Below are 12604 nucleotides of genomic sequence, written 5' to 3'. Positions count from 1 at the left end.
ACGAATGAGGATCAACGTTGCCGTTCTTTCAGTTTTAGCCCGGCGTTGTTGCGTTGCTGACTATGAAAATGCGTCAAAACCCCTATGTTGTGCAAGTGGTTTAACGCTCTTCTGATAAATAGTTGGTTGATGGTGGGTGATCTTTGATGAATCACCAGTTTTATAGCGATTCTATTAGCGGATTATTAATTTAATCGCCAAAAATTGAGGAGGATTCAAAAAAAGAGAAAAGTGGATAAAAATCAGACGGCAAGACAAAAAAAAGAGCCTGAATAAAGCTCCAGACTCGTTTTCAGGCAGTGGCAGGAAACGCTTAAATCACGTCGATATCGGCAACTGAAGGGTAAATCCAGGTCGGACGGAAAGGCATTCCCTCAATATCGTTGAGCGTGGAAACGCCAGTCAGCACCAGAACGGTTTCCAGACCTGCCTGGAAGCCCGCCAGAATGTCAGTACGCAGATTATCCCCCACAATGACGGTATCTTCGGAATGCGCCTGCATTTTATTTAACGCCGAACGGATAATCCACGGACTCGGTTTGCCGACATAAAATGGCTGGCGTCCGGTAATTTTTTCGATCGGTGCACACAATGCGCCGCAGGCAGGAACAAAACCGTGTCCGTGGTTATCAGGATTTGTCGCGATAAAGCGCGCGCCGTTTGCCACGAAATAGGCGGCTTTATGGATCATGTCCCAGTTATAAGAACGGGTTTCGCCGACAATCACGAAATCAGGATTGATATCGGTAATGGTAAAACCGGCTTTATAGAGTTCATGAATCAGCGCACCTTCGCCGACGACATAGGCTTTTTTGCCTTCCTGACGTTTGAGGAAATCGGCTGTGGCCATCGCAGAGGTGAAAAATGCACTTTCAGGCACGTCGAGACCGGCAGCGCCGAAGCGGTTTGCCAGATCCTGTGCTGTCTGGGAAGGGTAGTTAGTGAGAATAACCAGAGGCATTCCCTGTTCCTGAATCCGCGCCAGAAAACGATCGGCGCCAGGTACTGCGGTATTGTCGTGCAACAGCACGCCATCAATGTCACAAATTACGTTCTTTATCGTCATAATTTCCAAACCCACATTTTCAGTCCCATTCCTGGCAGCCAGATACTATAGCACGTCTTAATTTTCCATCAGACGCTGTAACAGAACGCCATTCAGCATCGCCCGTTTAACCAGGGCAAACGCACCAATCGCTGACTGATGATTCAGGGCAGAGGTCACTACCGGTAAATTACGGCGGAAATCTTTCAGAACCTGCGCATTAATGCAGTTCTGAATTGCCGGAAGCAGAACCTTATCGGCTTCGGTGATTTCGCCGGCAATCACGACTTTTTGCGGGTTGAACAGATTTATCGCGATCGACACCCCTTTACCCAGCTGGCGGCCAACGTGTTCGATGACTTCGGTTGCCAGCGGATCGTGGCGGTTGGCCGCTTTGCAGATCGCCGAAATTGAACAGTCATTCAGACTCAGCTTGCTGGCGTAGCCTTGCGTCAGTAAATGGCGCACCCGATTTTCGATGGCAGCGTTAGCCGCAACGGTTTCCAGACAGCCGAAATTACCGCAGTGGCAGCGTTCGCCCAGCGGGTCGATCTGAATATGGCCGATTTCACCGACGTTGCCGTTACTGCCGAGAAAAATCTGGCCGTTAACGATGATTCCGGCACCGGTACCACGGTGTAAACGAACCAAAATGGAGTCCTGACAGTCGCGGGTTGCACCGAAGTAGTGTTCGGCAAGCGCCAGACTGCGGATATCGTGGCCGACAAAACTGGTGACTTTAAACCGGGCTTCCAGCGCATCGACTAATTTCCACGCGCCCACGCTGATATGCGGCATATAGCGCACGATGCCTTTATTCGGATCGACCAGCCCCGGAAGGATGACGGAAATGGCAATCAGTTCGCGGATTTTGCGCTGATTTAGTTCAATGAATTGCTGTATAGCCTCGAACAGCGCGTTCTCCAGGGTTTCCTGAGTGCGTTCGGGCAGGGCGTAATGTTGTTCGGCCAGCGATTTTGCGCTGAGATCATAAAGCGTTATCGTCGCATCATGGCGACCAAGACGTACTGCGATGGTATGGAAAGGGCGGGTTTCGGTGATGATAGAAATAGCGCGGCGCCCTCCGGTGGAAGCCTGCTGATCAACTTCTTTAATCAGCCCGCGCTCAAGCAATTGTCGGGTAATTTTGGTCACACTGGCGGGCGCTAACTGACTCATGTCAGCAATCTGAATGCGCGAGATGGGACCTTGTTGGTCAATCAGGCGGTAAACCGCCGCGCCGTTTAACTGCTTAACCAGATCAACGTTGCCGATTTGTGCCTGCTGTCCGCCAGTTGTCATCAATGCTGTTATCCGCTCAATTAAACTTCGTCACCATTAACGATAGTTTTTGTGATTTTAAAATCATGAGTGAACGCGGTGAGGTTGGCGACTTTACCTGCTTCGATGCTGCCCAGTTGGTCTTCAACACCAATGGCGCGTGCCGGATAAAGCGTTGCCATACGCAGCGTTTCGTCCAGCGCGATGCCAACATGTTCGACGCTATTTTGTACCGCTTCGATCATCGTCAGCGCAGAGCCGCTCAGTGTTCCGTTTTCGTCCACACAGAGTCCGTCACGGTAGTATATTGTTTTACCGGCAAAAATGAACTCATCAATATTCGCGCCAGCCGGAGCCGTTGCGTCAGTGACCAGCACCAGCTTCTCGCCTTTGAGCTTTTTCGCATTGCGAATATTCGCCCAGTCAACGTGAAGACCATCAGCAATCACGCCGGTATAGACTTCTGGCGTATCGAAGATTGCACCAATAAGACCAGGCTGACGGCCCGTGATGGCTGGCATTGCATTATAAAGGTGCGTAGCAAAGCTGATACCTGCGGCAAAACCGGCACGGGCTTCAGCATAGGTGGAATTTGAATGGCCTGCGGAAATCACTATTCCTGCATCACGCATCTGGCGGATATATTTTGCATCAACCTGTTCGGGTGCGAGCGTCAGTTGGGTGATCACGTCCGCGTTTGCACACAGAAAATCAATCATCGCGCTGTCTGGCAGGCGGATAAAGGCCGGGTTGTGCGTGCCTTTTTTCAGCGGGCTGAGGTAGGGGCCTTCAAGGTGCAGACCCAGTGCCTGGTTCGGATACTTTTCCAGATAGGTGCGCATCACGCTGATACCGTGTTTCATGTAGTCGTCGCTACAGGTAATCAGCGTCGGTAAGAAACTGGTACAGCCGGATTTCTCATTGGCTTTCTGCATGATTTCTAACGTTTCTACTGAAATGGCTTCCAGTGAATCGTTGAACTGCACGCCGCCACAACCATTAAGTTGCAGATCGATAAATCCGGGGGCAAGAATGGCGCCATCCAGACTGCGGGTTTCCACATTCGCCGGCAATTCACTTACCGGGCAGACACGTTCAATTTTGCCATCGGCAATGACCACCGCGTGGTTATCCAGAACGTCATGACCGGTATAGACCCGGCCGTTCACTAAAGCGTACATCATGCCCCCTAGTACGTTTGCCCTTCTCCAGTCACGCTGCTGCTGCGTTGGCTGCCTCACTCACTCCGGTCACTTACTTCAGTAAGCTCCCGGAGATTCGCTCGTTGCCGCCTTGCCGCAACCCGACTGGCTTTGGGCATAATTTTGGATCAGAGATTTTTCATATTTTCCGCTTCTAACTCGCGGAAATATTTAACAGTTTTGACTTTCAGTTCCATGGTGGACGGTTCGTCACACACCATAACGGCTTTCGCGTGCAATTGCAGGCAGCTGATGGTCCACATATGGTTGATATTACCTTCAACTGCCGCTTCCAGCGCCTGCGCTTTCGCATGGCCGGTCACCAGAATCATCACTTCTTCTGCGTCCAGCAACGTGCCCACGCCAACGGTCAGGGCGTATTTTGGCACCTGAGAGACATCGTTGTCGAAGAAACGTGAGTTCGCGATACGGGTTTCATGGGTCAGGGTTTTGATACGCGTACGGGAAGCCAGAGAAGAGGCTGGTTCGTTGAATGCGATATGACCGTCATTACCCACGCCGCCCATAAACAGGTGAATTTTGCCGTAAGACTTAATTTTCGCTTCGTACTGGCGGCATTCTTCGTTGACGTCTGGTGCATTACCATTCAGCAGATTGATGTTTTCGCGTGGAATATCAACGTGGTCAAAGAAGTTTTTGTACATAAACGTATGGTAGCTCTCAGGGTGTTCCTGCGGCAGACCGACATATTCGTCCATGTTGAAGGTCACTACGTTCTTAAAGCTAACCTGGCCTGCTTTATGCATGGCGATTAAATGTTTGTAAGCTTCGAGCGGCGTACCACCGGTTGGTAAGCCCAGAACAAAAGGGCGGTCAGCAGTGGGTTTAAATGCGTTGATGCGTTCAACAATATGACGTGCAGCCCATTTGCCAACTTCAGTGGGGGTGTTTAATGGAATAAGTCTCATCAGATACCTCTTAGTTTCAGAATATTGAATATAATGTGTCTGTCCTCCGCAGAAGTGCTAGCGCGGGACAATAAGTCAGAAAGCAGTTTTGGGTTCAGGGCGGTCTTGTTAAGCGTAAACCACCGCAACGGTTTATGACTGGCACAATACCGTCTGGATTTTTTTAATGATAAAATAAGTTTGGTGTATTGACCAGTGAAATGGCATGTTATGACCTCTTTTTGGTGACAAATCTCACAAAAAGAGAGGTTTTAATTTGCGATACGAAATAATATTTTTACACTCGCAATTGCAGTTGGTTAAATCGGAACGGTAAATGTAAAAGGTAGTAAACATACTAATTAAACTACTTTGGTGATTCGCTTACGGGCGAGTAGGGGGAATGTTGAATATACTGAGTTATTTACAAAAGATTGGCCGGGCATTAATGGTGCCCGTTGCTACGTTGCCAGCCGCCGCAATCCTCATGGGCGTCGGTTACTGGATCGACCCTGTGGGTTGGGGGGGAGACAATGCGCTGGCGGCATTTTTCATTAAATCTGGCTCCGCCATTATTGAAAACATGTCCGTACTGTTTGCGATCGGTGTGGCGTATGGCATGTCCAAAGACAAAGACGGTGCAGCTGCACTGACGGGTTTTGTCGGTTTCCTGGTGCTGACCACGCTGTGTTCGCCTGCAGCCGTGTCCATGATTCAGAAGATCCCGTTAGACCAGGTGCCGGCGGCATTTGGTAAAATCAATAACCAGTTTGTCGGTATCTTAGTCGGTATCATTTCTGCTGAGTTGTACAACCGTTTCAGCCACGTCGAGTTGCCGAAAGCGCTGTCATTCTTCAGTGGTCGTCGTCTGGTTCCGATCCTGACTTCTTTCCTGATGATCATCGTTGCCTTCATCCTGATGTATGTATGGCCTCTGATTTTCAACGGTCTGGTGACCTTCGGTGAGCATATCCAGCAACTGGGTTCTGCCGGTGCCGGTATCTATGCCTTCTTCAACCGTTTACTGATCCCGGTCGGTCTGCATCATGCACTGAACTCCGTGTTCTGGTTTGATGTTGCAGGTATTAACGATATCCCTAACTTCCTCGGTGGTCAGGAATCTATCCAGTCAGGTAAAGCGGTGGTGGGTATCACCGGTCGTTATCAGGCAGGTTTCTTCCCGATCATGATGTTTGGTCTTCCGGGCGCGGCACTGGCGATTTACCACTGCGCACGTCCTGAAAACAAAGCAAAAGTTGCTGGTATCATGCTGGCTGCTGCTTTCGCTTCCTTCTTTACCGGTATCACCGAACCGCTGGAATTCTCCTTCATGTTCGTTGCGCCGGTGTTGTATGTGATTCACGCCGTACTGACCGGGATTTCGGTCTTCATCGCAGCAAGCATGCACTGGATTGCCGGTTTCGGCTTCAGCGCAGGTTTGGTGGATATGGTGCTGTCTTCCCGTAACCCGCTGGCGACTCACTGGTACATGCTGATCCCTCAGGGTCTGGTGTTCTTCGTGATTTACTATGTGGTGTTCCGTTTCACCATCCAGAAATTCAACCTGCTGACCCCGGGACGTGAACTGGCAGTGGCCGGTGACGAAGCGGACGGTTACGACGTTGATGTGGAATCTGCTGGCAACAAAGGTGACGAAACCGTTGCTCTGGCACGTCGTTATATCAGTGCCATCGGCGGTTCAGAAAACCTGACCGGCATTGATGCCTGTATCACCCGTCTGCGCCTGAACGTGAAAGACTCCGCACTGGTCAACGACGGACTGGCGAAACGTCTGGGCGCTTCAGGAGTTATCCGTCTGAATAAACAAAGCGTGCAGGTGATTGTCGGTACCCGTGCCGAAATCATTGCCGGTGCGATGCGTACCGCACTGAATGCAGGCCCGATTGCTGCGGCTACCGTGACTCCGGCTGCGCCACTGTCTGAAATCAAACCTCAGGCAGTGCCAAACAGCGTGAAAACGGTAGTGGAAACCTTAGTGTCTCCGGTTACCGGTGACATTGTGGCGCTGGATCAGGTGCCTGATGAAGCCTTTGCCAGCAAAGCGGTGGGTGATGGTGTTGCCATCCGTCCTACCGATAAAATCGTTGTGTCGCCGGCTGCGGGCACGGTGGTGAAAATCTTCAATACCAATCATGCGTTCTGCCTGGAAACGATTTCCGGTGCTGAAATCGTGGTGCATATGGGGATTGATACTGTTGCACTGAACGGCCAGGGCTTTACCCGCCTGGTTGAAGAAGGGGCAACAGTCACAGCCGGTCAGCCTGTACTGGAACTGGATCTGGATTATCTGAATGCCAATGCGCGCTCAATGATCAGCCCGGTAGTCGTCAGCAATATTGATGATTATACCGGTGTGACGTCACTGGCCAGCGGTTCAGTGGTTGCCGGTCAAACGAAACTGTTCGATATCCAGGGCAAATAACCCTGCGGATGATGTAACAGGTCGACGTAGTGACAGCGGGAAGAGAGCGATCTCTTCCCGTTTTTTATTGTCTGAGGACAGAGGCACCAGAGATAACCACGATTTAATGCAACTAACGGTTGTTTCCCGGCGTGGCTTGTTGGAACATAAGCGGTTATCCGTAGAGTCAATGTTGCGTAGAGGAATTGCACAATGAGTGAGGCTGAAGCCCGCCCAACAAATTTTATCCGTCAGATTATTGATGAAGATCTGGCGACCGGGAAGCACAATACCGTTCACACCCGTTTCCCACCTGAGCCTAATGGTTATCTGCACATCGGTCATGCGAAATCTATCTGCCTGAATTTCGGCATCGCGCAAGACTATCAGGGCCAGTGTAATCTGCGTTTTGACGATACCAACCCGGCAAAAGAAGACATCGAATTCGTTGAGTCAATCAAACGCGACGTTCAGTGGTTAGGTTTCGACTGGAGCGGCGATATTCATTACTCCTCGGACTATTTTGATCAACTGCATGCTTATGCGCTTGAACTGATCAACAAAGGTCTGGCGTATGTTGATGAACTGTCTCCTGACCAGATCCGTGAATATCGCGGCTCCCTGACGTCGCCGGGTAAAAACAGCCCGTACCGCGATCGCACCGTGGAAGAGAACATTGCGTTATTTGAAAAAATGCGTAACGGTGAGTTCGCCGAAGGCGCTGCGTGTCTGCGTGCAAAAATCGATATGGCCTCGCCATTCTTTGTCATGCGTGATCCGGTTCTGTACCGTATTAAATTCGCAGAACATCACCAGACCGGTAAAAAATGGTGCATCTATCCGATGTACGATTTCACCCACTGCATTTCCGATGCGCTGGAAGGGATCACCCATTCGCTGTGTACGCTGGAATTCCAGGATAACCGTCGTCTGTACGACTGGGTTCTGGATAATATTTCTATTCCATGTCACCCGCGTCAGTACGAATTCTCCCGTCTGAATCTCGAATACTCCATCATGTCCAAGCGCAAGCTGAACCTGCTGGTGACCGAGAAGATTGTTGAAGGCTGGGATGACCCGCGCATGCCGACCGTTTCAGGTCTGCGTCGCCGGGGCTATACCGCGGCGTCTATCCGTGAATTCTGCCGTCGTATCGGCGTTACCAAGCAGGATAACAACGTTGAAATGATGGCGCTGGAATCTTGCATCCGTGACGATCTCAACGAGAACGCACCGCGCGCCATGGCGGTTATCAATCCGGTTAAAGTGATCATTGAAAACTTTACCGGTGATGATGTGCAGATGGTGAAGATGCCGAATCATCCGGGCAAACCGGAAATGGGCACCCGCGAAGTGCCGTTTACCCGTGAGATTTACATCGATCAGGCTGATTTCCGCGAAGAAGCCAACAAGCAGTACAAACGTCTGGTGTTGGGCAAAGAAGTGCGCCTGCGTAATGCGTATGTGATCAAAGCAGAACGTATCGAGAAAGACGAGGAAGGGAATATCACCACTATCTTCTGTTCTTACGATATCGACACGCTGAGCAAAGATCCTGCCGATGGCCGCAAGGTGAAAGGCGTGATCCACTGGGTGTCCGCGTCTGAAGGTAAACCGGCTGAGTTCCGCCTGTATGACCGTCTGTTCAGCGTCGCAAACCCGGGCCAGGCGGAAGACTTCCTGACCACCATCAACCCGGATTCCCTGGTGATTTCCCACGGTTTCGTGGAGCCATCACTGGTGGCTGCACAGGCTGAAATCAGCCTGCAGTTTGAGCGTGAAGGTTACTTCTGTGCCGACAATCGCTACTCAAGTGCTGAACATCTGGTGTTTAACCGTACCGTTGGCCTGCGTGATACCTGGGAAAGCAAACCCGTCGCGTAAGCCCTCAGTATGAGGTAATAAAAACGCAGTTCAGGCTGCGTTTTTTTTCGCCTGTTATTCTTGTCAGAGATGCCTTTTGTTTTTCGTCGCGAATTAATGTATTTCCTATGCTTACTTTTAAAACGTTGTGCCACAGCCGTTCATATTGCTGAAACGTTTAAACTGTAAGATGATTTTGTTTAATCGTATGTTTTAATTATATATTATTATAGTCCATTGCTTTAATCCTTTCCTGCATACCTCTGTAATGCTTTTTCATCTTTATGTGCACTTTGTCATATTTCGATAATTAATGATTAATTACTCATTGATAATTCGCGTCGCGAAAAATACTCTTGATGTTGATTTAACCGGTTACGCCTCTGGCGACCGCTTTTTATACCCGTTTGGGTTTTGCTCGTTTTTTTAGTCAACATGAGGAATCTCTATGCACAAGCGCCGTAACAGGGGCAGGGGATCGGCTTACCTGAAACCTGCCATGTATTCTCTCGCCGGCACCTTACTGGGTGGCGGAATGATGTTTTCACAAGAGACCAAAGCAGCCGGTTTTATTGATGATTCCACACTGACCGGCGGTGTGTACTACTGGCAGCGTGAACGTGACCGCAAGGACATGGATCCGGCGAGTGACCACTACAAAGACTATACAACCAACCTTTCGCATTCTACCGCTAACCTGAACCTCGATTTTTCTTCCGGCTATGCCTGGGACATGTTTGGTATTGATATCGCAGCCTTTACGGCGATTGAAATGGCTGAGAGCAGCGAGAGCGGCCATCCCAACGAAATCGCCTTTTCTAACAGCAACCGCGCCTACGACGAAGATTACTCCGGGGATAAAAGTGGGGTCAGTCTTTATAAGGCAGCCGGTAAATTCAAATATGGCGGATTCTGGGGGCACGCAGGGTATATTCAGCCTACCGGACAGACGCTGATCGCACCGCACTGGAGCTTTATGCCGGGTACGTATCGCGGTGCGGAAGCCGGTTATAAACACGATTTCGGTGACCCGGGTGAACTGAGTTTCTCCTATATGTGGGCTGATGAATATAAATCGCCGTGGCATCTGGAAATGGATGATTTCCGCCAGAATGACAAGAAAACCGGCGTTTCTTATATTCATTCGCTCGGTGCGAAATATGATTTTAAAAATGACTTCGTACTGGAAGGCGCATTTGGCCAGGCTGAAAGTTATGTCGATCAGTACTTTGCTAAGGCCTCGTACAAAATGGATCTGCTGGGCAATCCGCTGACCACCAGCTATCAGTTCTATGGTGCAGAAGACCGCATCAGTGACAAGAATGATCCGAACAGTCTGTATGACGGTCTGGCATGGTTGCAGGCACTGACCTTTGGCTATACCACCGGGCAGTTTAACTGGCGTCTGGAAGGGACGATGGTGAAAGCGGAAGGGAATCAGGGCTACTTCCTGCAGCGCATGACCCCGACTTATTCTTCCTCAAACGGCCGTCTTGATGTGTGGTGGGACAACCGCTCGGACTTCAACGCCAACGGTGAAAAAGCAGTATATGCCGGCGTGCTTTATGATCTGGCGAAATGGGACCTGCCGGGGTTCGCGGTCGGTGGTTCGTACGTCTATGCGTGGGATGCCAAACCGAGCACCAACGCCGCTTATGACCAGAGCCAGCGTCTGAAAGAAAGCGCATGGAGCCTGGATGCGCTGTACACCATTCAGGAAGGGCGCGCCAAAGGGACGTTGTTCAAACTGCATTACACCCAGTACGACAACCATTCGGACATACCGAGCTGGGGCGGCGGTTACGGCAACATTTTCCAGGATGAAAAAGACGTGAAATTCATCGTTATCGCTCCATTTACTATTTTCTGAGGTCGCTATGTCGATGAATAAATTACTGATGATCATGGTTTCGGCTGTTTTGCTGGCCGGTTGTGCACCCACCGCCGATCAGGCACAAATATCCCAAACGCGGGAAGATTACCGTGCCTGTATCAATACGTCAGAAGGCAATCCGGACAAACTGGCATCCTGCGAGGTGTTACTGAATAAACTGAAACAGGAAAAAGCCCACCAGCAATTTGCGGAACAAGAAACGGTACGTGTGTTGGATTACCAGCGATGTCTGACGGCGCGTAAAACTGGCGACGGTCAGGCATATGCTGCTGATTGCGGGAAAATCTGGCAGGAAATAAAAACGAACAATTCACCTAAGTCGTGAATCTCAGCAGCGAAACATACCCCGGCTTGCCGGGGTTTTTTATGCCTGCTATCCGGGCTCAATCTGCGTCGATATCAGACATAAAAAAACCGCTTTTCAGCGGTTAATTTAGTCAAAGCCTGTGCAGATTACTGCGCAGGTTTATCGTTGTGCAAAGAGTCATCTTCGCGGCAATCGCCTGCTTCACAGTGACCGTACAAATACAGGCTGTGGTTGGTGAGCTTGATACCGTGTTTCTTAGCAATCTCACGCTGACGACCTTCAATATATTCGTCACGGAATTCGATCACACGACCGCAATCCAGACAGATCAGGTGGTCATGGTGATGTTGCTGGGTCAGTTCGAATACGGACTTGCCGCCTTCGAAGTTATGACGGGTGACAATACCGGCGTCGTCAAACTGGTTCAGAACGCGGTAAACCGTCGCCAGGCCAATTTCTTCACCCATATCAATCAGTTGCTTGTAAAGATCTTCCGCACTAACGTGATGACCTTCCGGCGCTTGCAGCACTTCCAGGATTTTGAGGCGCGGAAGCGTGACTTTTAAGCCGGCTTTCTTCAGTGCGGTGTTGTTGTCAGTCATGCGGATTCAGTCCTGTTACTATGTGCTAATCAAGTTGAGGCATGCAGCCTGTGGCATCGGCGGCACAAAATTATTCGTTTAGTCTCTTCGTTTAACGCAATGTGCCAATTCTCGTCAACGACAGCCTGTTAATAAAGATCACAAATTGCCGGTCACATTTGGAATGCAACGACTTGATCAATAGAAAAAACAGAGGAACTCAGTGTACCTTGATACGACCGAAAGTTACAATTTTGTAGCAGTTAAATTGTTAATTTCAGTAATAGTTTGGCCCTTCAATTGTAGAATAAATCCTCAGGGCCAACAGGGTTTTTAGCCAATAATTTCAGAAAGGCTAAGTTCTTCTGTGATCTGTTTCACCCAGGCATCAACACGTTCGCTGGTCAGTTCGGGCTGACGATCTTCGTCAATTGCCAGTCCTATGAAGTGCTTATCATCCGCCAGGCCTTTAGATGCTTCAAAGTGGTAACCTTCGGTAGGCCAATGTCCGACAATCACTGCGCCGCGTGGCTCAATGATATCGCGCACGGTGCCCAGCGCATCGCAGAAATATTCGGCGTAGTCTTCCTGGTCACCGCAACCAAACAGTGCCACCAGCTTACCTTCGAAATCTATCTCTTCCAGCGTTGGGAAAAAGTCGTCCCAGTCACACTGCGCTTCACCGTAATACCAGGTTGGAATGCCGATAAGCAAAATATCGAATTTTTCCAGATCCTCTTTGCTGCTCTTCGCAATGTCATGCACCTCTGCAACATCTTTACCCAATTGCTTCTGGATCATTTTTGCGATGTTTTCGGTGTTACCTGTATCGGATCCAAAGAAGATACCTACAACGGCCATAAGATTACCTAACCTCTTGTTCTCAATGAAGTGCTCTGCAACGCAGGCAATAATAATGCAGATGATAGCAAACTCGTGCGGCGGAGAATATGCTTCTGCTCGCCTTCTTAACTGGGAAATAAGTTTATCGGGCAATATTTTTATGTGTTATCGCCTTTGTGTGCTTTCACCTGCGGCGAATTAACCTCAGGCTTAATAAGGTCAAAAGCAAGTTTGAGAAATAAGTCGTCACAATACTAA

At 49.7% G+C, this 12604-nt stretch carries 10 protein-coding genes; 4 read left to right on the top strand and 6 right to left on the bottom strand.

Annotation, left to right across the window (positions count from 1 at the left end; all coding sequences use genetic code 11):
- Positions 1-313 precede the first annotated feature (313 nt).
- From UC14_RS18555 to nagB, 4 genes are all read right to left on the bottom strand, one after another.
- A complete protein-coding gene (locus tag UC14_RS18555) occupies positions 314-1066 on the bottom strand; it encodes an HAD-IIA family hydrolase (RefSeq protein ID WP_015690266.1) in 753 nt (250 codons plus the stop codon).
- A gap of 57 nt (positions 1067-1123) precedes the next feature.
- Positions 1124-2347: an N-acetylglucosamine repressor gene (locus tag UC14_RS18550; protein WP_013576476.1), complete on the bottom strand. Its 1224-nt coding sequence runs from the start codon at positions 2345-2347 to the stop codon at positions 1124-1126.
- Between the two features lie 20 nt (positions 2348-2367).
- On the bottom strand, positions 2368-3507 hold the full coding sequence (gene nagA / locus UC14_RS18545) for an N-acetylglucosamine-6-phosphate deacetylase (protein ID WP_013576475.1): 1140 nt from the start codon (positions 3505-3507) through the stop codon (positions 2368-2370).
- A gap of 149 nt (positions 3508-3656) precedes the next feature.
- Entirely contained in the window at positions 3657-4457 is an 801-nt protein-coding gene (gene nagB, locus UC14_RS18540) for a glucosamine-6-phosphate deaminase (protein WP_013576474.1), read from the bottom strand.
- A gap of 385 nt (positions 4458-4842) precedes the next feature.
- Between nagB and nagE the strand changes: the two genes are divergently transcribed.
- The 4 genes from nagE to chiQ all read left to right on the top strand — a co-directional run bounded on the left by nagE (position 4843) and on the right by chiQ (position 10940).
- Positions 4843-6879, top strand: coding sequence for an N-acetylglucosamine-specific PTS transporter subunit IIBC (gene nagE / locus UC14_RS18535; RefSeq protein WP_112198176.1), 2037 nt, complete (start codon positions 4843-4845; stop codon positions 6877-6879).
- Positions 6880-7071: 192 nt separating this feature from the next.
- Positions 7072-8742, top strand: a complete 1671-nt coding sequence (gene glnS / locus UC14_RS18530; RefSeq protein ID WP_015690263.1) for a glutamine--tRNA ligase — start codon at positions 7072-7074, stop codon at positions 8740-8742.
- 478 nt (positions 8743-9220) lie between these two features.
- Positions 9221-10591: an OprD family outer membrane porin gene (locus UC14_RS18525; RefSeq protein ID WP_223509244.1), complete on the top strand. Its 1371-nt coding sequence runs from the start codon at positions 9221-9223 to the stop codon at positions 10589-10591.
- A gap of 13 nt (positions 10592-10604) precedes the next feature.
- Positions 10605-10940, top strand: coding sequence for a ChiQ/YbfN family lipoprotein (gene chiQ / locus UC14_RS18520; RefSeq protein ID WP_198670089.1), 336 nt, complete (start codon positions 10605-10607; stop codon positions 10938-10940).
- A 128-nt stretch (positions 10941-11068) separates the two neighbouring features.
- Here the strand turns inward: chiQ and fur are convergent, their stop codons facing one another.
- Together fur and fldA are read right to left on the bottom strand one after the other, a co-directional pair.
- Positions 11069-11524 (bottom strand): ferric iron uptake transcriptional regulator, encoded by a 456-nt coding sequence (gene fur / locus UC14_RS18515; RefSeq protein ID WP_013576469.1) that lies wholly within the window; start codon positions 11522-11524, stop codon positions 11069-11071.
- A gap of 312 nt (positions 11525-11836) precedes the next feature.
- Complete coding sequence (fldA, locus tag UC14_RS18510; RefSeq protein WP_013576468.1) at positions 11837-12364, bottom strand: flavodoxin FldA; 528 nt, start codon at positions 12362-12364, stop codon at positions 11837-11839.
- Positions 12365-12604 lie beyond the last annotated feature (240 nt).

It is taken from the genome of Rahnella sp. NRRL B-41462 (assembly GCF_003263525.1).
Classification (GTDB): Bacteria; Pseudomonadota; Gammaproteobacteria; order Enterobacterales; family Enterobacteriaceae; genus Rahnella; species Rahnella aceris.
Note: the sequence above shows the minus strand (reverse complement) of the source record. Positions and strands in the feature narration are given on the sequence as shown.

Coding starts and splice junctions, on each gene's coding strand:
- glnS (WP_015690263.1), top strand. CDS start 7,072: ATGAGTGAGGCTGAAGCCCGCCCAACAAATTTTATCCGTCAGATTATT.
- nagA (WP_013576475.1), bottom strand. CDS start 3,507: ATGTACGCTTTAGTGAACGGCCGGGTCTATACCGGTCATGACGTTCTG.
- UC14_RS18550 (WP_013576476.1), bottom strand. CDS start 2,347: ATGACAACTGGCGGACAGCAGGCACAAATCGGCAACGTTGATCTGGTT.
- nagB (WP_013576474.1), bottom strand. CDS start 4,457: ATGAGACTTATTCCATTAAACACCCCCACTGAAGTTGGCAAATGGGCT.
- fur (WP_013576469.1), bottom strand. CDS start 11,524: ATGACTGACAACAACACCGCACTGAAGAAAGCCGGCTTAAAAGTCACG.
- fldA (WP_013576468.1), bottom strand. CDS start 12,364: ATGGCCGTTGTAGGTATCTTCTTTGGATCCGATACAGGTAACACCGAA.
- UC14_RS18525 (WP_223509244.1), top strand. CDS start 9,221: ATGTATTCTCTCGCCGGCACCTTACTGGGTGGCGGAATGATGTTTTCA.
- UC14_RS18555 (WP_015690266.1), bottom strand. CDS start 1,066: ATGACGATAAAGAACGTAATTTGTGACATTGATGGCGTGCTGTTGCAC.
- chiQ (WP_198670089.1), top strand. CDS start 10,605: ATGAATAAATTACTGATGATCATGGTTTCGGCTGTTTTGCTGGCCGGT.